Below are 21499 nucleotides of genomic sequence, written 5' to 3' on the forward strand. Positions count from 1 at the left end.
TGCACCGGCGCAAGCAAGGCACCACAGAAGGCGGCAGGTTCTCACATGACGGACATCGCGTTCATCCTGAACGGAACGCCCCTCAGCGTCTCGGCCGAACCCACGCGGACGCTCCTCGACTTCCTGCGTGAAGACCGCGGCCTCACCGGCACCAAGGAGGGCTGCAACGAAGGCGACTGCGGCGCCTGCACCGTCATGGTGACCGACGAGACCGGCCCGCGCGCCCTGAACGCCTGTCTGCTCTTCCTTCCGCAGCTGCAGGGCAAGGACGTTCGGACCGTCGAGGGCCTTGCCGCGCCCGATGGCCGCCTGCATCCCGTCCAGCGGGCGATGATCGACGAACACGGCTCGCAATGTGGCTTCTGCACCCCAGGCATCGTCATGTCGCTGGCCGTGGCCCACGCAACCGGCTGTCGCGACCATGACGACACGCTTGCGGGCAACCTTTGCCGCTGCACGGGCTACGCCCCCATCCTCCGCGCCGCCCAGGCCGCCGAGACGGACCCGCAGCCCGACTGGCTGCCGCCCTTCACTCTGCCCCAAATATCCTCGGGGGGGACCGTGAGCGGCCGGAGCCCCTCCTCGGGAGGGGCGGCCGCGAACGTCCGCCCGGCGGGCGGGCACGGGGGGGCAGACAGCCCCCCCGCCGCCACCAGCCGCCCGACGAGCCTCGAGGAGCTTGCGCGTCTCTACGAGGCCCATCCCGAAGCCACGCTGATCGCGGGCGCGACCGACGTGGGCCTCTGGGTCACGAAGGAGCTGCGCGACCTGCCGACGCCGATCTTCCTTGGCGCCATCCCGGAGCTCCGCCGCATCGACGACGAGGGCGGACAGCTCCGCGTCGGCGCCATGGTCACCATCGCCGAACTGCGCGCGGCGCTGGCACCCCGCCTGCCCGCCTTCGCCGAACTCCTGCGCCGCTTCGCGAGCGTCCAGATCCGCAACGCCGCCACGATCGGCGGCAACATCGCCAACGGCTCGCCCATCGGCGACACGCCGCCCGCCCTGATCGCGCTCGGCGGAACGCTCCACCTGCGTCGGGGAGAGGAGCAGCGCTCGCTGCCGATCGAGGACTTTTTCCTCGACTACCGCAAGCAGGACCGGCGTCCGGGCGAGTTCGTCGAGGCGGTCACGATCCCGACCGAGGCCCCGGGGCTGCGCTGCTACAAGCTGTCGAAGCGGTTCGATCAGGACATTTCGGCGGTCTGCGGCTGCTTCAACATCGGGTTGGAAGAGGGCCATGTCGTCTCGGCCCGCGTGGCCTTTGGCGGCATGGCGGGGATCCCGAAGCGGGCGTCGGCGGTCGAGGCCGCTCTCGTCGGCCGGCCCTGGACGCTCGCCGCGCTGGAGGCCGCCCGGCCGGCCTTCGCCGAGGATTTCACCCCGCTTTCGGACATGCGCGCCTCGGCCGCCTACCGGCTGGAGGCGGCGGCGAACATGCTGACCCGCGTCTTCCACGATCTCGACGGCGGCAGGGTCTCGGTGCTGGAGGTGGGCGCATGAGCCTCGGCAAGCCCCTGCCGCACGATGCGGCCCCGCTTCATGTCACCGGCGCCGCGCGCTATGTGGACGACATCCCCACCCCGAGCGGCACGCTGCATCTGGCCTTCGGCCTCTCGCCCGTGGCGCATGGCGAGATCCTGTCGCTCGACCTCGAGCCGGTGCGGCGCGCGCCGGGCGTCGTGCGGGTGATCGGCCCCGATGACCTCGATCCGATGCCGGACTGCTCGCCCTCGACCCACGACGAGCCGCTCCTTGCGCGCGGTCGCGTCCATTACGCGGGCCAGCCCCTGTTTCTCGTGGTGGCCGAGAGCCATCGGGCGGCCCGCCGCGCGGCGCGTCTGGCGCGGCCCGAGATCCAGCCGCTGCCGGCGATCCTCACCGTCGATGAGGCGCTGGCCGCCGGCTCGCGCTTCGAGGAGGGGCCGGTCGTCTGGGAGAAGGGCCGGGCCGCGGAGGCCATCGAGGCGGCACCGCACCGTGTCGAGGGCCGGATGGAGGTGGGCGGACAGGAGCATTTCTACCTCGAGGGTCAGGTGGCGCTCTCCCTGCCGCAGGAGGGGGGCGACATGCATGTCCATTCCTCGACCCAGCATCCGACCGAGATCCAGCACAAGGTGGCCCATGCGCTGGGACTGCCGATGAGCGCGGTGCGGGTCGAGGTGCGGCGCATGGGCGGCGGCTTTGGTGGCAAGGAAAGCCAGGGCAATGCGCTGGCCATCGCCTGCGCGCTGGCCGCGCGGATGACGGGGCGGCCCTGCAAGATGCGCTACGACCGCGACGACGACATGATCATCACCGGCAAGCGTCACGACCTTCGGATCGACTACCGCGCGGGCTTTGACGCGGAGGGGCGTCTTTCGGGGGTCGAGTTCCGCCACCTCTTCCGCTGCGGCTGGTCGCAGGACCTTTCGCTGCCGGTGGCGGACCGGGCGATGCTGCACGCCGACAATGCCTATCACCTGCCAGCGGTGCGGATCGAGAGCCACCGGCTGCGCACCCACAGCCAGAGCGCCACCGCCTTCCGCGGCTTTGGCGGCCCGCAGGGCATGATCGGGATCGAGCGGGTGATGGACCATGTGGCCCATGCGCTCGGCCGCGATCCGCTCGCGGTGCGTCAGGCGAACTTCTATGCGCCGATGACATCGGGCGGCGACCGGGGGCAAGGCACGGACGGGCCGGAGCCGGGGACAGGGCCGGGGGCTCTGCCCCCGGACCCCCGGGATATTTCCGCGAGAATGAAGGAGGAGGAGGCCGAAGCCCGGGAGCGGCTCGGCGCGGAGGAGGTGGATCTGACCTCGCGCGGGGCGGAGGCGGTCGGGCATGATCTGCCGCCGCCCGTGCCCGAGGGGGTGCAGACGACGCCCTACCACATGCCGGTCGAGGATTTCATTGGCGATGCGCTGGTGGCCGCATTGGCGGAGAGGGCGGACTATGCCCGCCGCCGTGCCGAGATTGCCGAATGGAACCGGCAGAGCCCGATCCTGAAGCGCGGCATTGCGCTGACGCCGGTGAAGTTCGGGATCTCGTTCACGCTGACCTGGCTGAACCAGGCGGGGGCGCTGGTCCACATCTATCAGGATGGATCGGTGCATCTGAACCACGGCGGGACCGAGATGGGACAGGGGCTGTTCCAGAAGGTTGCGCAGGTGGCGGCAGCCGAGCTGGGGCTGCCGGTCGAGGCGGTGAAGATCACGCCCACCGACACCGGCAAGGTGCCCAACACCTCGGCCACGGCGGCCTCGTCCGGGTCGGACCTGAACGGAATGGCCGTGCGCGCGGCCTGCGTGACGCTGCGCGAGCGACTGGCGGATCTCGTGGCCGCTCGGCATCAGGCGCGGGCGGAGGAGGTGCTGTTCGAGGAGGGGCGTGTGCGCGTGGGCGGGGCCGACCTGTCCTTCGCCGACGTGGCGGCCATGGCCTATCAGGCACGCGTTCCCCTCTCGGCCACCGGCTATTACCGGACGCCGAAGATCGTCTGGGACCGGCTGAAGGGGCGCGGGCGACCCTTCTTCTACTTCGCCTACGGGGCCGCGGTGTCGGAGGTCGTGATCGACAGCCTTACGGGCGAGAACCGCATCCTGCGGGCCGACATCCTGCACGACACGGGCGCGAGCCTTAATCCGGCGCTGGATCTGGGCCAGATCGAGGGCGGCTATGTGCAGGGGGCGGGCTGGCTGACCACGGAAGAGCTGGTCTGGGACGGCGAGGGGCGGCTGCGCACCCATGCGCCCTCGACCTACAAGATCCCCGCCTGCTCGGACCGGCCGCGGATCTTCAACGTGGCCCTCTGGGACCGGCCAAATCCCGAGGAGACGGTGGGGCGGTCGAAGGCGGTGGGCGAGCCGCCCTTCATGCTCGGAATTTCAGTGCTGATGGCGCTTTCGGACGCGGTGGCGGCCTGCGGCGATGGCTCGGTCTATCCCGCGCTGGATGCGCCGGCCACGCCGGAGCGCATCCTGATGGCGGTGAGGCGGCAGCGTGGCTGAGGGGTTCCACCTTGAAGGGCTGCGGGCGGCCGTGCAGGACCATGGGCGCGTGGCCCGGGTGGTGGTGGCCGCGGTCGAGGGTTCGGCGCCCCGCGCGCCGGGCGCGGCCATGCTCGTCTGGGAGGGCGGGAGTTCGGGCACCATCGGCGGCGGGGCGCTGGAATGGGAGGCCACCGCGCGGGCCCAAGCCCTTCTGCCGGACGGAGTGGCGAGGGTCGACCGGATGCCGCTCGGCCCCGCGCTCGGACAGTGCTGCGGCGGGTCTGTCACGCTGGTCACCGAGGTCTGGGACGCGGCGAAGCTTTCCGCGGTCGCGGGGCCGCTGGTGGCGCGCAGCCTGGACGGCCGCCCGATGGGGCTCGAGGTGAGGCGGCTGATCGACCGGACGCGGCGCGAGGGGGCGCGGCCGGCGGCGCAGATCCGGCAGGGCTGGCTGATCGAGCCCTTGGCGATGCCAGAGCGGCAGGTCTGGATCTGGGGCGCCGGCCATGTCGGCCGGGCGCTGGTGGGGGTGCTGGCGCCCCTGCCCGATCTTGCGCTGACATGGATCGACGTGGCCCGCGACCGCTTTCCCGAGGCGCTGCCCGAGGGGCCGCACGCGCTCTGGTGCGAGCGGCCCGAGGAGCTGGTGGCCCATGCGCCGCGCGAGGCCGAACATCTCGTGCTGACATTCTCGCACGCGCTGGATCTCGAGCTTTGCCACCGGATCCTCGCGCACGGCTCGGCCGGGCTCGGGGTCATCGGCTCGGCCACGAAGGCTGCCCGCTTCCGTGGCAGGTTGCGCGCGCTTGGCCATTCCGAGGGGCAGATCGCGCGCATGGTGTGCCCGATCGGCGACAAGTCGCTCGGCAAGCATCCGCAGGCGATTGCCTTGGGCGTCGCGGTGGGGTTGCTGGGGGAAAAGCGCAGAGCGGGGGCGGAGATCGCGTCATGACGGAACTTCTGCGGATCGAGGGGGTGACGAAGGCCTATCCGGGCGTGGTCGCGAACTCGGACGTGTCCTTCTCGATCCGGGAAGGCGAGGTGCATGCGCTCCTCGGCGAGAACGGCGCGGGCAAGTCCACGCTGGTCAAGATGATCTACGGGCTGGTCCGGCCCGACGAGGGGCGGATGCGGCTGCGCGGGCAGGACTATGCCCCGCGCGAGCCGCGCGAGGCCCGCGCCGCGGGCGTGGCCATGGTGTTCCAGCATTTCAGCCTGTTCGAGGCGCTGAACGTGGCCGAGAACGTGGCGCTCGGCATGGAGAATCCGCCGAGGCTGCGCGACCTCGCGGGCCGGATCCGGCAGGTTTCCGAGGAATATGGCCTGCCGCTCGATCCGGCGCGGATGGTCGGCGACCTTTCGGCGGGCGAGCGGCAGCGGGTCGAGATCATCCGCTGCCTGCTGCAGGACCCGAAACTTCTCATCATGGACGAGCCGACGTCGGTCCTCACCCCGCAGGAGGTGGAGATCCTGTTCCAGACCCTGCGACAGCTGGCGGCCGAGGGGACCTCGATCCTCTACATCAGCCACAAGCTCGAGGAGATCCGGGCGCTCTGCGACGAGGCGACCATCCTGCGCCGCGGGCGGGTGGTGGCGACCTGCACCCCGCGCGAACGCTCGGCCCGCGAGATGGCCGAACTGATGGTGGGCACCGTGCTGACCCCGCCCGAGCGGCACGCCACCCCCAAGGGCGAAGTGGCGCTCGAGGTGGCGGGACTGTCGGTCGCCTCGCCGATCCCGTTCGGCACCGCGCTCAAGGACATCAGCTTCAAGGTGCGCCGCGGCGAGGTGCTGGGCATCGCGGGCGTGGCGGGCAACGGGCAGGACGAACTGCTGATCGCGCTCTCGGGCGAGTTGCGCGCGCCGAAGGATGCCGTGCTGGTCGAGGGGCACGGCGTGGGCGACCTCGGGCCGAACGAGCGCCGCACGCGGGGGTTGGTGGCCGCGCCCGAAGAGCGGCTGGGCCATGCGGCCGCGCCCGACATGAGCCTTGTGGAGAACGCGCTCCTGTCGGGCATGGTGCGCAAGCGTCTGACCTGGCGCGGCTTCATCGACTGGGCGGGCACGCGCGCCTTCGCCTCGGAGATCGTCGAGCGGTTCGACGTGCGCACGCCCGGCACATGGGTGGCCGCCCGCGCGCTTTCGGGCGGCAACCTGCAGAAATTCGTGGTGGGCCGCGAGCTGTCGCAGGATCCGTCGGTCATCATCATCAACCAGCCGACGTGGGGCGTGGATGCCTCGGCCGCGGCGGCGATCCGGCAGGCGATCCTCGATCGGGCGGCGGCGGGGGCGGCGGTCGTGGTCATCAGCCAGGACCTTGACGAGCTTCTGGAAATCGCCGATCGCTTTGCGGCCCTGAACGAGGGCCGGCTCAGCGTGCCCCGGCCGACGCAGGGCCTGTCCATCGAGGAAATCGGCCTGATGATGGGCGGCGCGCACGGGATGGAGGTGGCCCATGCTCACGCTTGAGAAGCGGCCCAACCCGTCGCGCTTCTGGAACTGGGCAACCCCGGTGCTGGCCGTTGTCCTCACGATGCTGGCGGGTGGGCTGATGTTCGCGCTGCTGGGCAAGAACCCGGTCGAGGCGATCCGCACGATCTTCTGGGACCCGCTGTTCGGCGAGTTCGCCTGGTATTTCCGGGGCCAGCTTCTGGTGAAGGCGGGGCCGCTGATCCTGATCGCGGTGGGGCTGAGCCTCGGCTTCCGCGCGGGCGTCTGGAACATCGGCGCCGAGGGGCAGTACATGATGGGCGCCATCTTCGGCGCCGCGGCGGGCCTTGCGCTCTACCCGGCCGACAACCGGCTGATCTTCCCGCTGATGGTGGTGGCGGGCGCGTTCGGCGGCTGGATCTGGGCCATGATCCCCGCGATCCTGCGCACGAAGTTCCGCACCAACGAGATCCTCGTCTCGCTCCTCCTCGTCTATGTGGCGCAGTCGATCATGGCCTCGATGGCGTTGGGCGCCCTGCGCAATCCGCAGGGGGGCGGCTTTCCCGGCTCTCGCAACCTCTCGCAGTGGCCGTCGTCGGCCAACCCCGAGCTGATCGCCGGGACGGGCATGCACTGGGGCGTGGTCGCGGCCTTTGCCGCGGTGATCGCGGCCTACATCCTTCTCCAGCGTCACATCCTCGGCTTCCAGATCCGGCTTGCGGGCCAGGCGCCGCGGGCGGCGCGCTTCGCGGGCGTGTCGCCCAACCGGCTCGTGCTGATGTGCATGGGGATCTCGGGCGCGCTGGCGGGCCTGGCGGGGATGTTCGAGGTGACGGGGCCGGCGGGGCAGATCTCGATCGACTTCGCGCAGGGCTATGGCTTTACGGCGATCATCGTGGCCTTCCTCGGGCGGCTCAATCCGGTGGGCATCCTGCTCGCGGGGCTTCTGATGGCGCTGACCTATGTCGGCGGCGATAATGCCTCGACGAACCTCGGCCTGCCCGCGGCGTCGATCCAGGCCTTCCAGGGGATGCTGCTCTTCTTCCTTCTCGCCGTGGACCTTCTGTCGAACTACCGCATCCGCCCGCGCCGGAAGGAGGCCGCCTGATGGACCTGTTCGGAGGCATCAATCCCGCCGTCCTCGTGGCCTCGCTGATGATGGCCTCGGTGCCGATCATCCTCGCGGCGATCGGGGAACTGGTGGTCGAGAAGTCGGGCGTGCTGAACCTCGGGGTCGAGGGGATGATGATCATCGGCGCGATCTGCGGCTTTGTCGTCGCGGTCGAGACCGGAAGCCCGCTGGCGGGCTTCATCGGGGGCGCCGTGGGCGGGGCCGCGCTGAGCCTGATCTTCGCCTTTCTGACGCAGGTCCTGATGGCCAATCAGGTGGCCAGCGGCCTCGCGCTCACCCTCTTCGGCCTCGGCCTCTCGAGCCTTATCGGGCAGGGCTATGTGGGCGTGAAGCCGCCCGCGACGGGCCGGCTCGACTTCGGGCCGCTGTCGGACATTCCCGCGCTGGGGACGATGCTCTTCCGGCACGACATCATGGTCTACCTCTCGATTGCCGCCGTGGCCGCGGTCTGGTTCGTGCTGCGCCACACGCGCACGGGCCTCGTGTTGCGGGCGGTGGGCGAGAATCACGAGGCGGCCCATGCGCTCGGCTACCATGTGGTGCGGATCCGGGTGCTGGCGATCCTGTTCGGAGGCGCGATGGCGGGGCTCGGCGGCGCCTATCTCAGCCTCATCCGCGTGCCGCAATGGACGGACGGGATCACCGCGGGCGCGGGCTGGATCGCGCTGGCCATCGTGGTCTTTGCCAGCTGGCGGCCGTGGCGTGTCCTGCTCGGCGCCTATCTTTTCGGCGGCATCACGGTCCTCCAGTTGAACCTGCAGGCCGCGGGCGCACGGATTCCGGTGCAATACTTGTCCATGTCGCCCTATCTGATAACGATCCTCGTGCTGGTCATCATGTCGGCCGACCGGCGCCGGAGCAGCTCGGCGCCGGCGTCGCTGGGCAAGACCTTCCACGCCTCGCGCTGAGGCAGCACTATCGGCCGGCACCGCCGGCAGGGAACAGGGAGCAAAAGAATGGATCGCAGAACGCTTCTCGCAGGCGCCGCCTCGGGTCTCGCGTTGTCGCTGGCGGGAGGCCGGGCCGCGATGGCCCAGGCCAGGGACAAGGTGAAGGTGGGCTTCGTCTTCGTCGGCCCGATCGGCGATGGCGGCTGGACCTTCCAGCACAACGAGGGCCGTCTGGCCGTCGAGCAGGAGTTCGGCGACCGGGTCGAGACGATCTACCAGGAAAGCGTTCCCGAAGGTTCGGACGCCGAGCGTGTGCTGACGCAGATGGCGCTGGCGGGCTGCGACATCATCTTCACCACCTCGTTCGGCTACATGGACGCCACCAACAACGTGGCCGCCAAGTTCCCGAACGTGAAGTTCGAGCATTGCACCGGCTTCAAGCGCGAGCATCCGAACGTGGCGACCTACAACGCCCGCTTCTACGAGGGTCGCGCGGTCTGCGGCACGATCGCGGGCATGATGACCAAGTCGAACAAGATCGGCTACATCGGCTCCTATCCGATCCCCGAGGTGGTGCAGGGCATCAACGCCTCGTTCATCCACGCGCGCAAGGTGAACCCCGACGTGACGATCTCGGTCGTCTGGGCCTACACCTGGTTCGACCCCGCGAAAGAGGCCGACGCCGCCAAGGCGCTGATCGAGCAGGGGGTGGACGTGATCCTCGCCCACACCGATTCGACCGCTCCGCTGGCCGAGGCCGCCAAGACGCCGGGCGTGATCGGCTTTGGCCAGGCCTCGGACATGGCCAACTACAAGCCCTCGCCGCGCGTGTCCTCGATCATCGACAACTGGGCGCCCTACTACGTCAAGCGCGTGGGCATGGTGCTCGATGGCACCTGGGAGGGCACCGACGCCTGGGAGGGCATCGCGGGCGGAGAGGTGCAGATCGGCGAGATCACCGAGGCGGTCCCGGCCGAGGTGAAGGCCAAGGCCATGGAGGTTCACGACGCGATCGCCGATGGCACCTACCATCCCTTCACCGGCCCGCTGAACAGGCAGGACGGCTCGGCCTGGCTGGCCGAAGGCGAGACCGCGCCCGATGCCGATCTGCTGGGCATGAATTTCTACGTTGAAGGGATCTCGGGCGAGATCCCGAAGTAAGATCCACCCCTCAAGACCTTTGGCCCGGACCGCAGGTCCGGGCCATTCCCGTGTCATGAACTTTCGCCGGACCGAAGGGCTCAGCGCGACGCGACGCCGAGAACAAGGGCAGCGTCGCGCGCTTCGGGCCGGATGATCGGCTTATTGCGAGGCGAGGCTGAAGGCCACCGGCTCGGCGCCCACCGTCACCCGATCCCCCGCACGGGCGAAGGTGTAGATCGTGCGCAGGTCCGACGGCATCGAGAACTGCACCCGGTCCTTGTCCTGCAGCAGCATCTTGACGACCTGCGGCTCGCCCGACGGCGTGCGTGCGCGGAAGGCCGCGGTGACTTCCATTCCACCGTCGGCGAGGTCGCTCCGATAGGCCACCAGGTCGAGCGCCCCCTCGTGCAGGCTGCGGGCCTGCATCGGGGCATCGAGCACCAGTTCACCGGCGGACACGGAAGAGGCCAGAGCCAGGGCGGCAGCGGTAACGGCCAGAACGTTTTTCATCGTGAGACGCTTTCCAGAGAGGCGGCCCTTTGATCGCAGGCCGATTGACGAGCGGAACATAATGCTGCGTCGCAGCGGCGTCTACGTCTGGCCATGCAGTGCCGCCATGCAGGAGGCGGGACACTGTCTGCAACAATATGCCGCACTTTCCAGCACTTGCCAGAACCCCGGCGCGCGCCCGGCCGGCCCTGCCAGAGCCATTCGCAGACGCAGCACGGCGCCCGCCATCATCCGGTGGCCCATTGGCCGATGCCGGGCCTCGCGCGGCAGAGTTACCGAGCGTCACGAGGCCCCTCACCCCTCCATTTGCACTTCCACCGCACGAGCCTGCCGGATTAGCCTTCGCCGGTCAGCAGGAAGGGAGGGCTTGATGACGGCGGAACCGATCGTGATCGCGGGGGCGGCGCGCACGCCGATGGGGGCGTTTCAGGGGGCGCTCAGGGGCCGCACCGCGGTCGAACTTGGCGCGACAGCCATCGAGGCCGCGCTGGCGCGCGCGGGACTGGCGCCGCAGGCGGTGGACGAGCTGATCATGGGATGCGTCCTGCCGGCGGGGCTGGGGCAGGCTCCGGCTCGGCAGGCGGCGATGGGTGCGGGGCTGCCCCAGTCGGTGCCCTGCTCGACCCTCAACAAGGTGTGCGGCTCGGGCATGAAGGCCGTCATGCTTGCGCACGACCTGATCCGGGCCGAGAGCGCGCGGATCGTGGTGGCGGGCGGCATGGAGAGCATGTCGAACGCCCCCTACCTTCTCGACAAGGCGCGGGGCGGCTACAGGATCGGTCACGGCCGCGTCATGGATCACATGTTCCTCGACGGGCTCGAGGATGCCTATGACCGCGGTCGCGCCATGGGCACCTTCGCCGAGGATTGCGCCGAAGCCTACCAGTTCACCCGCGACGCGCAGGATGCCTATGCGCTGGAATCCCTGTCGCGCGCCAAGGCCGCGATCTCGGGGGGCCGCTTCGCCGGTGAGGTCGTGGCGGTCGATGACGTGGCCGATGACGAGGCGCCGGGCCGGGCACGTCCCGAGAAGATCCCGCAGCTTCGTCCCGCCTTCCGCGAGGGCGGCACGGTGACGGCGGCGAACAGCTCCTCGATCTCGGACGGGGCGGCCGCGCTGGTGATCACCAGCCTGAGCGCCGCCGAGGCGCAAGGCCTCACGCCGCTGGCGACGATCCGTGGCCATGCCAGCCATGCGCAGGCGCCGAACCTCTTCACCACCGCGCCGATCTTCGCGATCCGCAAACTGCTCGACCGGATGGGCTGGGACGCGGGCGATGTGGACCTCTTCGAAATCAACGAAGCCTTTGCCGTCGTGGCCATGGCCGCCATGCGCGACCTCGACCTGCCGCATGACAAGGTGAATGTGAACGGCGGCGCCTGCGCGCTCGGTCATCCGATCGGGTGTTCGGGGGCGCGGATCATCGTCACCCTCCTGTCCGCCCTGCGTGACCGCGGACTGACGCGGGGCGTGGCGTCGCTCTGCATCGGCGGCGGCGAGGCGACGGCCCTGGCGGTGGAGCTGCTCTGATGGATCTGAGGGATCAGGCGGCGCTGGTCACGGGCGCAGGGTCGGGCCTGGGCGAGGCCACGGCGCGGGCGCTGGCGGCGGCGGGGGCGCGGGTTGCGCTGCTGGATTTCAATCGGCGGGCGGCCGAGGCCGTGGCGGCCGAGATCGGCGGGCTGGCCCTCGCCTGCGACGTCGCTTCGGCCGAGAGCGCCGAGGAGGCGGTGGAAAGGGCCGCGGCCGCGCATGGTGCGGCCCGCATCCTGGTCAATTGCGCGGGCGTGGCCCCGGCGAGGAAGATGCTCGGCAAGGGCGGCACCATGCCGCTCGACGAGTTCCGGCGCACCATCGAGGTCAACCTGATCGGCAGCTTCAACCTGCTGCGGCTCTTTGCGGCGGGGGCGGCCGGGCTGGCTCCGCTCGACACGGGCGAGCGGGGCGTGGCGATCCACACGGCCTCCATCGCGGCATGGGAGGGGCAGATTGGGCAGACGGCCTATGCGGCGTCAAAGGGTGGGATCGTGGGCCTCACCCTGCCCGCCGCGCGCGAGCTGGCGCCGCTTGGCATCCGGGTGTGCGCGATCGCTCCCGGCATCTTCGAGACCGCCATGCTCAAGGGCCTGCCCGAGGCCGCGCAGGAAAGCCTCGGCGCGGCGGTGCCCTTCCCCTCGCGCCTTGGCCGCCCCGCCGAATTTGCGGCGCTGGCGCTGCATATCCTGGGCAACCCGATGCTGAACGGCGAGACCATCCGCCTCGACGGGGCGCTCAGGATGGGGCCGAAGTAGGGCGGGCCACCCTGCCCCGTTCGCAAGGGCCCAGGGCCCGCGGACGGGGCGGCCGCTCTCAGCCCTCCAGTTCTTCGCAGCGGACGAAGAAGTGCGTCAGGCTGTGCGGGCCGAACGAGTGGATCAGCGCAACGTCGGCCGCGTCGCGGCCTCGGGCGACGGTGATCCGGCCGATCCTGCGCTGGTTGTTGCGCGGATCGAACGTGTGCCAGCGGCCGCCGAGATAGACCTCCATCCAGGCGCAGAAATCCATCGGCCCCCCAGGCGGCACGCCGATGTCGCCGAGGTAGCCGTTGATGTAGCGCGCCGGGATGTTCAGGGCCCGGCAGAGCGCGATCGCAAGGTGGGTGAAGTCGCGGCAGACGCCGGTGCCGTCCTCCCACGCCTCATAGGCGGTGCGGGTCGAGCTGGCGTTGGCATAGTCGAAGCGGATGTGGCGGTGCGCAAAGTCCGAGATCGCCTGGACGCGCCCCCAGCCCGGAGCCAGCCCGCCGAACATGTCCCAGGCGATCTGGCTGATCCGATCCGTCTCGCAGTAGCGCGACCCGAGCAGGAACGGCAACGTCTCGTCGGGCAGGCGGGCGACGGGCACCTCCTCGGCCGTCAGGTCTTCGGGATCGGGATGGCCCGGATCCTCGATCACGCCGTCGCCGCGGATGGTGAAGTCGCCCGCAGGCACCACAAGCCGCCGGCAGATGTTGCCGAACATGTCCCGGTGGAGCGTCATCGGAACCTCCGGCTCGGTCGTGACCACCTCGGCCGAGCGGAGCTGTGGGCGGTGCTCGTCCCGAATGTCGAGCAGGCAGTTCATCGGCGTGTCCCCGGCGCAGTTCACCGAGACCTCGTATCCGAACCGTATCAGCATGAACCGCCCCCTGTGACCCCGCATTCGGCAACCCCTGCCAGGCAGGCCGGTTCCGAAGCGATGCGACCACAAAGGGCCGATCCCTGCAGATGCCGAAGGCGCAGGCGAAAGGACCGCCGACTTGCCCGTCAGGACCGCTTGAGGCGGATCACCACATCGACGCGGCTGAGTTCGGCGCCTTCGGGAAGCTCGGGGATGCGGGTGATCTCGAGCTGGTCGGCCGGGGCGTCGAAGAGGTCGGCCGTGTCTTCCCAGAAGAAATGGGGGTGATTGTCCACGCGCGTGTCGAAGTAGCTGCGGGCGCCATCGACCACCACTTCCTGCATGAGGCCGGCCTCGCAGAAGGCGCGGAGCGTGTTGTAGACGGTCGCGAGGCTGACCTTGTCGCTCGACTGCCCGGCTGCGGCAAAAAGACTCTCTGCCGTCACATGCCGATCCCGCCCGTCACCGACGAGCAGGGCAGCCAGTGCCACCCGCTGACGCGTGGGACGCAAGCCCCCCTTCGTCAGCCATTCGGTGCCGCGTTCGATCGCCGTTGATGCCATGTTTCCATCTGCCATGAAATGCATCTTATCCCATTCCGCGCCCCGATTTCAAACGGAAACACCCGTGCGGGCCCGTGCGGCCTGTCCCGGTGACGCAGGGCGCCGCCCTTGCCAGTCCTTCGGTGCCGGTGCTAAGGGGAAGCGGTTGACCCAGGGACGGACGGAGAATGATGGCGGACTATCCGACGAGCTTCGACAAGGAGGCGCTGCTGGCTTGCGCGCGGGGCGAACTCTTCGGGCCGGGCAATGCCCAGTTGCCGCTGCCGCCGATGCTGATGATGGACCGCATCACCGAGATTTCGGCGGATGGCGGCCTGCACGGCAAGGGTCACGTCGTGGCCGAGTTCGACATCCACCCGGACCTGTGGTTCTTCGAGTGCCACTTTCCGGGCAACCCGGTCATGCCCGGCTGCCTCGGGCTGGACGGCCTGTGGCAGCTGACCGGCTTCAACCTCGGCTGGCGCGGCTGGCAGGGCCAGGGCTTCGCGCTTGGCGTGGGTGAGGTGAAGCTGCAGGGCATGGTCCGGCCGGATCGCAAGCTCGTCACCTATCACGTCGATTTCACCCGCGTGATCGACCGCCGGCTCAAGATGGGCGTGGCGGACGGCCGCGTCTTCGCCGACGGCGAGGAAATCTACACCGTCAAGGACATGAAAGTCGGTCTGGCCGCTGCGGCCTGACCCGGGGGAGGAAAGCCCATGCGCCGCGTCGTCATCACCGGGATCGGCATCGTCTCGCCGATCGGGAACAATGCCGCCGAAGTGGAAGCGAGCCTGCGTGCCGGCCGCTCGGGCATTTCCTTTTCGGAGGAATATGCCCAGCACGGCTTCCGCAGCCAGGTCCACGGCATGCCGAAGATCGTGCTCGAGGACCATATCGACAAGCGCGACCTGCGCTTCATGGGCCCCGGCGCCGCCTACAACTTCATCGCGATGGAGCAGGCGATCAAGGACTCGGGCCTTGAGGAGAGCGATGTCTCGAACCCGCGCTCGGGTCTCGTGATGGGCTCGGGCGGGCCCTCGACCTCGAACTTCTTCCAGGCGCACAAGATCGTCATCGAGAAGGGCTCGCCCAAGCGGATGGGCCCCTTCATGGTCACGCGCTGCATGAGTTCGACCAACTCGGCCTGCCTGGCCACGCCCTTCAAGATCAAGGGCGTGAACTACTCGATCACCTCGGCCTGCTCGACCTCGGCGCATTGCATCGGCAACGGGACCGAACTGATCCAGATGGGCAAGCAAGACGTGGTCTTCGCCGGTGGCGGGGAAGAGCTGGACTGGACGCTGTCCTGCCTCTTCGACGCGATGGGCGCCATGTCGTCGAAATACAACGACGCGCCCGAAACGGCCTCGCGGGCGTTCGACGCGACGCGCGACGGCTTCGTGATCGCGGGCGGCGGCGGCGTCGTCGTGCTGGAAGAGCTGGAGCATGCCCGCGCGCGCGGCGCGAAGATCTATGCCGAGGTGACGGGTTACGGCGCCACCTCCGACGGGGCCGACATGGTCGCGCCCTCGGGCGAGGGCGGCGAGCGGTCGATGCGGCTGGCGCTGTCCACGCTGCCCGAGGGGCGGCGGATCGACTACATCAACGCCCACGGCACCTCGACGCCCGCGGGCGACGTGACCGAGGTCAAGGCGATCCGCCGGATCTTCGGCGAAGGCAACGTCCCGCCGATCTCGTCCACGAAGTCGCTCACCGGCCATTCGCTGGGCGCGACCGGCGTGCATGAGGCGATCTACTCGATGCTGATGATGCAGGGCGGCTTCATCGCGGCCTCGGCCAACGTGAGCCAACTCGATCCCGAGATCCGGCCCGACGAGATCGCCACCAGCCTGCGCGAGGGCGTCGAAATCGACTCGGTCCTGTCGAACAGCTTCGGCTTCGGCGGCACCAACGCCACTCTTGTCCTGAGCAAGTTCAACAACTGAGGTCGCGCGGATGGCCGAGCTGATGAAGGGTAAACGCGGTCTGGTGATGGGGGTCGCGAACGACCGCTCGATCGCCTGGGGCATCGCGCGGGCGCTGGCCGCCGAGGGGGCAGAGTTGGCCTTCTCGTACCAGGGCGAGGCGTTCGGCCGGCGGGTCGAACCGCTCGCCGCCTCGGTCGGCTCGGATTTCCTCGTGGATGTCGATGTCACGAAGGACGAGTCGCTCGACGCCTGCTTTGCGGCGCTCAAGGACCGCTGGGGGACGCTGGACTTCGTGGTCCATGCCATCGCCTATTCCGACAAGGGCGAGCTCGCGGGCCGCTTCATCAACACGACGCGCGAGAACTTCCGCAACTCGCTGACGATCTCGTGCTTTTCCTTCATCGACATCGCACGCCGCTCGGCCGAGCTGATGCCCCAGGGTGGGGCGCTGCTGACTCTGACCTACCAGGGCTCGAACCGGGTGACGCCCTATTACAACGTGATGGGCGTGGCGAAATCGGCCCTGGAATCGGCCGTGCGCTATCTGGCCAATGACCTCGGGCCCCAGAAGATCCGGGTCAATGCGATCTCGCCGGGGCCGATGAAGACGCTGGCCGGCGCCGCGATCGCGGGCGCGCGCGCCACCTACCGTCATTCCGAGGCGAACGCCCCCCTGCGCGCCAACGCCACGCTCGAGGCAGTGGGCGGCACGGCGGTCTGGCTGGCCTCGGACTACGGCGCCTGCACCTCGGGCGAGATCGTGCGGGTGGACGGGGGCTACCACGTCCTCGGGATGCCCCAGCCCGAGCATCTCTAGCGCGACCGAGGGAACGCGGGCACCGGCGGCCCCGTTGCAGGTCTGCGGCCTCGGCCGCATCACCTGACACCGAAAGAGCCTGTCATGCCCCAGTCGATCTTCGTCAACCTGCCCGTGTCCGACCTCGCGCGGTCGATCCCGTTCTACCAGTCGCTCGGGTTCGGCCTGGACGCGCAGTTCTCGGATGACACCGCGGCCTGCATCACGGTTTCCGACACGATCCGCTTCATGCTGCTGACGCACGAGCGGTTCGAGGGCTTCTGCACCCTGCCCCGCGCGGACACGAGTGCAAGCACCGCCGTCCTCATCGCCCTGTCGCGCGACAGCCGGGACGCGGTCGACGACCTGCTGGCCGCCGCGCTCTCGGCCGGCGGGAAAGAGCCGAAGCCCACCGACGATCACGGCTGGATGTATCAGCGCACGGTGATGGACCCGGACGGCAACACGTTCGAGATCTTCTGGATGGACGCCGAGGCCGCCTCGGCCGCGCGCAAGATGACCAGCGGCTGACGAAGCCGCGACCCGACCGGGCGCGAAACGCGGGCCAGAGCCACGGAAGGTCTGGTAATCCGCGGCAATCCGGCGCAGGAGAGGGACAGCCAGCCCGCTGTTCGAGGGGCCTGTGCCGGAGGATCCGGCGCGCCCCTCCGGCCAAGCCAGCCGCCGCACCCGATCCCGCACGAAGGCCCCGCGATGCTCCGTCAGTTCTTCGCCTATTACCGGCCGTGGCTTGGCCTCTTCTGGTTGGACTTCGGCTGTGCCGTGGCCTCGGGGCTGCTGGAACTGGCCTTTCCGCTCGCCGTGCAGGGGTTCATCGACCGCCTTCTGCCGCGCGGCGACTGGGGGCTCACGCTCGTGGCCGCGGCGGCGCTTCTGCTGATCTATCTGCTGAATACCGGCCTGATGGCGGTGGTCACCTACTGGGGCCACATGCTGGGCATCAACATCGAGACCGAGATGCGGCGGCGGGCGTTCGAGCATCTCCAGAAGCTCTCGTTCCGCTATTTCGACCGTGTGCGGACCGGCAAGCTGGTGGCGCGTGTGACGCGCGATCTCGAGGAGATCGGCGAGGTGGCCCACCACGGGCCCGAGGACCTCTTCATCGCCGTGATGACCTTCATCGGCGCCTTCGCCCTCATGCTGTCGATCAACAGCCAGCTTGCGCTGCTGACGGCGCTGATCGTGCCGGCGACGGTGGCGCTGGTGACCATCTACGGCGGCCGGATGACCGCCACCTGGAGGGCCATCTACGCCCGCGTTGCCGATTTCAACGTGCGGCTGGAAGAGAATGTGGGCGGCATCCGCGTCGTGCAGGCCTTCGCGAACGAGGGGCACGAGAAGGCGCTCTTTGCCCAGGACAACGCCCGCTACCGCAACACCAAGCTCGCGGCCTATCGCGTCATGGCGGCCTCGCAGGCGCTGAACTACATGGGGATGCGGTCGGTCCAGCTGGTGGTGATGGTCGCAGGGGCAGGGTTCGTGCTTTCGGGCGAGCTGTCCACCGGCGGGTTCGTGGGCTTCCTGCTGCTCGTGAATGTCTTCTTCCGGCCGCTCGAAAAGATTGCCGCGGTGATCGAGACCTATCCGCGGGGCATCGCGGGCTTCCGCCGCTATCTCGAACTGCTCGAGACCGAGCCCGAGATCGCCGATGCGCCGAACGCCCGCCCGGCGCCGCAGCTGTCGGGGGCGATCCGGTTCGAGAAGGTGGGCTTCGACTATGACCGCGGCCGCGCGGTGCTGAGGGGGATCGACCTCTCGGTCCGTCCCGGCGAGACGCTGGCCTTCGTGGGCCCGTCCGGTGCGGGCAAGACGACGCTGCTGGCCCTTGTGCCCCGCTTCTACGATCCCGACGAGGGGCGGATCACGATCGACGGCATCCCGCTGGCGGACATGACGATCGAGAGCCTGCGCCGCCAGATCGGCATCGTGAGCCAGGACGTCTTCCTCTTTGGCGGCACGCTGCGCGAGAACATCGCCTATGGCCGTCTGGGCGCGTCCGAGGCCGAAATCCGCGTTGCGGCGGAACAGGCCCAGCTTGGGCCGATGATCGCCTCGCTTCCCGAGGGGCTCGACACGGTGGTGGGTGAACGCGGGGTGATGCTGTCGGGGGGGCAGAAGCAGCGGGTGGCCATCGCGCGGGCCTTCCTGAAGAACCCGCCGATCCTGATCCTCGACGAGGCGACCTCGGCCCTCGACACCGAGACCGAGCGCGAGATCCAGACGGCGCTCGACGCGCTGGCGGTGGGCCGGACCACGTTGATCATTGCGCACCGCCTCGCCACGATCCGCCATGCAGACCGGATCGTGGTGATGGAGGAAGGCCTCATCGTCGAACTCGGCACCCACGCCGAGCTTGCCGCGCGCGGCGGGCGCTATGCACGGCTCTCGGCCGCCTGATCCTGCCAGTAGGCCGCGACGCTCATCTCGCGCTTGTGCAGGCCACGGCCGCGCAGCGTGTCGCGCGCCGCATCGGCCAGCCCGCGGTCGCCCGCCACCCACACGAGCCGGTCGGCGTCGGGCAGATCAAGCCGCTCGAGGAACTCGAGAAGGCGGGGCCGCGCCACGCAGGCAAGCGACAGGCCCGGCGGGCGCGGCAGGTCGGGAAGGTCCGAGGGCCGCACCGCCAGATGGGCCGCACCGCGCGTCGTCGGAGGCAGGGCGGCAAGGATGCGCGCGATGGCCGGCAGCGCGGTCTCATCGCCAAAGAAGGCGCAGAAGCCCGCCTCGGGGATCCAGCCGCCGCCCGGCCCCATCACCCCGACCACGGCGCCCGGTTGCACCTCGCGCGACCAACGGGCCGTGCGGCCGCCCGGATGCTGGAAGATGTCGATCTCGAGCCACCCCTGGCGAGGATCGAGCGCCCGGATCGTATAGACCGGCGCGTGCAGGGCCGCCGCGCCTTCGGGCCAGCGCGTCCGGCCCGAGGCGTCGATCACGGGCCATTCCGGCGGACGCCCCTCGGGCGGCAACAGCAGGCGCACATGCAGCCCGCCATTCGCGAAGCGCGAAACGTTGCCGGTCAGGCGCACCCGGCGAAAGCCGGGCGACACGTCGCACACCCCCTCCACCCGCAGCAGCGACAGCGTGGGCGGCAGGTCGCCGGTGGCCACACGCTCCCACACGGGCCGGGCGCCGGCCGCCTCGAACAGGAGCGTCATCGCCTCCTGCAACACGAAGAGCTGGCAGGCGTCGGCCGCCTCGAGCCGCAGCTCGAGCCCCGTGAGCCGGACCTCTCCGCCCCAGACCTGGACCGAGAACCCTCCCGGCACGGCCCGCACGGGCCAGTCGTCGGCCTCGGCGCGGGCGAGCAGGGCCACGGCGGCACAGCCCGGCAGGCAGGCGGTCAGCGAGACGCTCATCCCGGCATCCTTTTCAACAGGCGAGAGGGCGGAGGCGATGCCCCTCGCGTCAGGCAGGGCGTAGCGTGCCCGGCGGGCTGGCTGACCGTGACTTACCTTATCCCGACAAAAACCGTCAAGCACCTATGACTTGATCTGTCGCAGCCGCGGTGCCATGCCGGATGTCTCCGACACCAGAGAGTCGCCCATGCGCTCCACCCTGCAGAACCCGCGGCGCCAGCCCCATGCCTTTCATGTCATGGCCAAGCCGGTCGGCCCGCGCTGCAACCTTGCCTGCGGTTACTGCTACTATCTCGGGAAGGAGGCGCTCTATCCCGAAAGGCACCGGTTCAGGATGGACGAGGACGTTCTTGTCCGGTTCATCCGCGGCTATGTCGCGGCGCAATCGGCGGCCGGGTTGCGCGACATCACCTTCAGCTGGCAGGGCGGCGAACCCTTCCTTATGGGGCTCGACTTCTTCCGCCGCGTGGTGGATCTGCAGCAGCGGTTCTGCCCTCCCGGACACCGGATCGGAAACGCGATCCAGACCAACGGAACGCTCGTCACCCCCGAGTGGGCCGACTTCCTGCGCGCGCACGAGTTTCTCGTGGGGGTGAGCCTCGACGGACCTCCCGCGATACAGGACGCGGCGCGGCCGGACCGGCGCGGGCGGGCCAGCTCGGCCAGGGTACTTCGGGGGCTGGGGCTTCTCCAGCGGCACGGGGTCGATGTGAATGTCCTGACCGTGGTCAGCCGCTCCAACGTGGACCAGCCGCTCGAGGTCTACAGATACCTGCGGGGCCTTGGGATCGAGGTGATACAGCTCATCCCGGCGCTCGAACGGCTGATGCCGGGGGGCGGGCTCGCCGGCCCTCCGGGCAGGGGCGACCGCGGCGCGACGTTGGCGCCCTTCTGCGTCAGCGGCGAGGACTATGGCCGGTTTCTCTGCGCAATCTTCGACGAGTGGGTGTCGGCTGACGTGGGCCGGGTGTTCGTTCAGCATTTCGAGGTGATGCTGGGCATCCTTGCGGGCGAGCCCGCCTCGCTCTGCCTCTTTGCCGAGACCTGCGGCGATGCGCTCGCGCTCGAACACAACGGCGACCTCTACGCCTGCGATCACTATGTCTATCCCGATCATCGGCTGGGCAACATCCGCGGCCGCAGGATCGGCGAACTTGCCGCCCTGCCCCGGCAACGCCGGTTCGGCAAGGAGAAGGCCGCCCTCCTGCCCGCAAGCTGCCGCGACTGCCGATGGAGGGCCGCCTGCCACGGCGGATGCCCCAAGCACCGGATCGCGCCCGAACCCGGAGGCGGTCCGGGAAAGGTAAGCCACTTCTGCGCCGGCTACCGGATGTTCCTCGACCATGCCGGAGACCGACTTGCCGAGATCGTGCGCCTCGTGCGTGCCGGCTGGCCGGCCGCGGCCATCATGGAACGCGCTGGCTGAGCGGCCCGGATCACGAAGACGTATTTTCTCGGCCAACGGCTCTGGCGGGGCGCTGACCGGCAAAAACGTCCCGATTTTCGGGAGGCCCTTGGAGGATTTCCCGTGACGCGCGGGAAAAAGATGCGGCGGGGGCTGGACATTTTGCCGCTGCTCCGCGCATTGCCTCGCCTGAAATGTTGCCGAAGATGTTGCCGTTGCCTCAGTAGAAA

The 21499-nt window shown here is 69.4% G+C and carries 19 protein-coding genes; 15 read left to right on the forward strand and 4 right to left on the reverse strand.

All coding sequences use genetic code 11. The features are described from left to right. The first annotated feature begins 45 nt into the window (after window positions 1-45). From xdhA to FG154_RS13880, 7 genes are read left to right on the forward strand one after another with little or no spacing between them, the layout of a single operon-like run. Window positions 46-1503: a xanthine dehydrogenase small subunit gene (xdhA, locus tag FG154_RS13850; protein WP_145109022.1), complete on the forward strand. Its 1458-nt coding sequence runs from the start codon at window positions 46-48 to the stop codon at window positions 1501-1503. After that, on the forward strand, window positions 1500-3989 hold the full coding sequence (locus FG154_RS13855; RefSeq protein ID WP_145109025.1) for a xanthine dehydrogenase molybdopterin binding subunit: 2490 nt from the start codon (window positions 1500-1502) through the stop codon (window positions 3987-3989). The genes xdhA and FG154_RS13855 overlap by 4 nt, the downstream gene beginning before the upstream one ends. Then, window positions 3982-4923, forward strand: coding sequence for a xanthine dehydrogenase accessory protein XdhC (xdhC, locus tag FG154_RS13860; protein WP_145109028.1), 942 nt, complete (start codon window positions 3982-3984; stop codon window positions 4921-4923). Before FG154_RS13855 ends, xdhC begins: the two co-directional genes overlap by 8 nt. Continuing rightward, window positions 4920-6440 carry an ABC transporter ATP-binding protein gene (locus tag FG154_RS13865; protein ID WP_145109031.1) on the forward strand — a complete coding sequence of 507 codons (1521 nt, stop codon included), beginning with the start codon at window positions 4920-4922 and terminating at the stop codon, window positions 6438-6440. Before xdhC ends, FG154_RS13865 begins: the two co-directional genes overlap by 4 nt. Next, window positions 6427-7509 carry an ABC transporter permease gene (locus FG154_RS13870; protein WP_145109034.1) on the forward strand — a complete coding sequence of 361 codons (1083 nt, stop codon included), beginning with the start codon at window positions 6427-6429 and terminating at the stop codon, window positions 7507-7509. Before FG154_RS13865 ends, FG154_RS13870 begins: the two co-directional genes overlap by 14 nt. After that, complete coding sequence (locus FG154_RS13875) at window positions 7509-8441, forward strand: ABC transporter permease (protein WP_145109037.1); 933 nt, start codon at window positions 7509-7511, stop codon at window positions 8439-8441. The genes FG154_RS13870 and FG154_RS13875 overlap by 1 nt, the downstream gene beginning before the upstream one ends. A gap of 48 nt (window positions 8442-8489) precedes the next feature. Further along, on the forward strand, window positions 8490-9584 hold the full coding sequence (locus FG154_RS13880) for a BMP family ABC transporter substrate-binding protein (RefSeq protein WP_145109040.1): 1095 nt from the start codon (window positions 8490-8492) through the stop codon (window positions 9582-9584). Between the two features lie 141 nt (window positions 9585-9725). Here FG154_RS13880 and FG154_RS13885 read toward each other — a convergent pair whose 3' ends face one another. Further along, the gene (locus FG154_RS13885) at window positions 9726-10076 is read right to left on the reverse strand and encodes a hypothetical protein (protein ID WP_145109043.1); all 351 of its coding nucleotides are present in this window, start codon (window positions 10074-10076) and stop codon (window positions 9726-9728) included. Window positions 10077-10446: 370 nt separating this feature from the next. Here FG154_RS13885 and FG154_RS13890 point away from each other — a divergent pair, with 370 nt between their 5' ends. Together FG154_RS13890 and FG154_RS13895 are read left to right on the forward strand one after the other, a co-directional pair. Beyond that, window positions 10447-11607: an acetyl-CoA C-acyltransferase gene (locus FG154_RS13890; protein WP_145109046.1), complete on the forward strand. Its 1161-nt coding sequence runs from the start codon at window positions 10447-10449 to the stop codon at window positions 11605-11607. Continuing rightward, window positions 11607-12368 (forward strand): SDR family NAD(P)-dependent oxidoreductase, encoded by a 762-nt coding sequence (locus FG154_RS13895; protein WP_145109049.1) that lies wholly within the window; start codon window positions 11607-11609, stop codon window positions 12366-12368. The genes FG154_RS13890 and FG154_RS13895 overlap by 1 nt, the downstream gene beginning before the upstream one ends. A gap of 58 nt (window positions 12369-12426) precedes the next feature. Here the strand turns inward: FG154_RS13895 and FG154_RS13900 are convergent, their stop codons facing one another. Together FG154_RS13900 and irr are read right to left on the reverse strand one after the other, a co-directional pair. Then, a complete protein-coding gene (locus FG154_RS13900; RefSeq protein WP_145109052.1) occupies window positions 12427-13233 on the reverse strand; it encodes a transglutaminase-like domain-containing protein in 807 nt (268 codons plus the stop codon). 128 nt (window positions 13234-13361) lie between these two features. Next, window positions 13362-13802, reverse strand: coding sequence for a Fur family transcriptional regulator Irr (gene irr / locus FG154_RS13905; protein ID WP_145109055.1), 441 nt, complete (start codon window positions 13800-13802; stop codon window positions 13362-13364). Between the two features lie 146 nt (window positions 13803-13948). Between irr and fabA the strand changes: the two genes are divergently transcribed. The 5 genes from fabA (at window position 13949) to FG154_RS13930 (ending at window position 18902) form a co-directional block, all read left to right on the forward strand. Further along, window positions 13949-14458, forward strand: coding sequence for a bifunctional 3-hydroxydecanoyl-ACP dehydratase/trans-2-decenoyl-ACP isomerase (gene fabA / locus FG154_RS13910; RefSeq protein WP_145109058.1), 510 nt, complete (start codon window positions 13949-13951; stop codon window positions 14456-14458). An 18-nt stretch (window positions 14459-14476) separates the two neighbouring features. Beyond that, window positions 14477-15706, forward strand: a complete 1230-nt coding sequence (gene fabB, locus FG154_RS13915) for a beta-ketoacyl-ACP synthase I (RefSeq protein WP_145109060.1) — start codon at window positions 14477-14479, stop codon at window positions 15704-15706. A gap of 10 nt (window positions 15707-15716) precedes the next feature. Then, on the forward strand, window positions 15717-16505 hold the full coding sequence (locus FG154_RS13920; RefSeq protein WP_145109063.1) for an enoyl-ACP reductase FabI: 789 nt from the start codon (window positions 15717-15719) through the stop codon (window positions 16503-16505). A gap of 84 nt (window positions 16506-16589) precedes the next feature. Next, a complete protein-coding gene (locus tag FG154_RS13925; protein ID WP_145109066.1) occupies window positions 16590-17015 on the forward strand; it encodes a VOC family protein in 426 nt (141 codons plus the stop codon). A 183-nt stretch (window positions 17016-17198) separates the two neighbouring features. Then, window positions 17199-18902 carry an ABC transporter ATP-binding protein gene (locus FG154_RS13930; protein WP_145109069.1) on the forward strand — a complete coding sequence of 568 codons (1704 nt, stop codon included), beginning with the start codon at window positions 17199-17201 and terminating at the stop codon, window positions 18900-18902. Here FG154_RS13930 and FG154_RS13935 read toward each other — a convergent pair. Then, window positions 18878-19864: a siderophore-interacting protein gene (locus FG154_RS13935; RefSeq protein ID WP_145109072.1), complete on the reverse strand. Its 987-nt coding sequence runs from the start codon at window positions 19862-19864 to the stop codon at window positions 18878-18880. The genes FG154_RS13930 and FG154_RS13935 overlap by 25 nt on opposite strands. A 187-nt stretch (window positions 19865-20051) precedes the next feature. On the opposite strand from FG154_RS13935, the gene FG154_RS13940 reads away from it, so the two are divergent. Beyond that, on the forward strand, window positions 20052-21290 hold the full coding sequence (locus tag FG154_RS13940) for an anaerobic sulfatase maturase (protein WP_145109075.1): 1239 nt from the start codon (window positions 20052-20054) through the stop codon (window positions 21288-21290). The last annotated feature ends 209 nt before the right edge of the window (window positions 21291-21499 follow it).

This window comes from Cereibacter sediminicola (assembly GCF_007668225.1).
GTDB classification, from domain to species: Bacteria; Pseudomonadota; Alphaproteobacteria; order Rhodobacterales; family Rhodobacteraceae; genus Cereibacter_A; species Cereibacter_A azotoformans.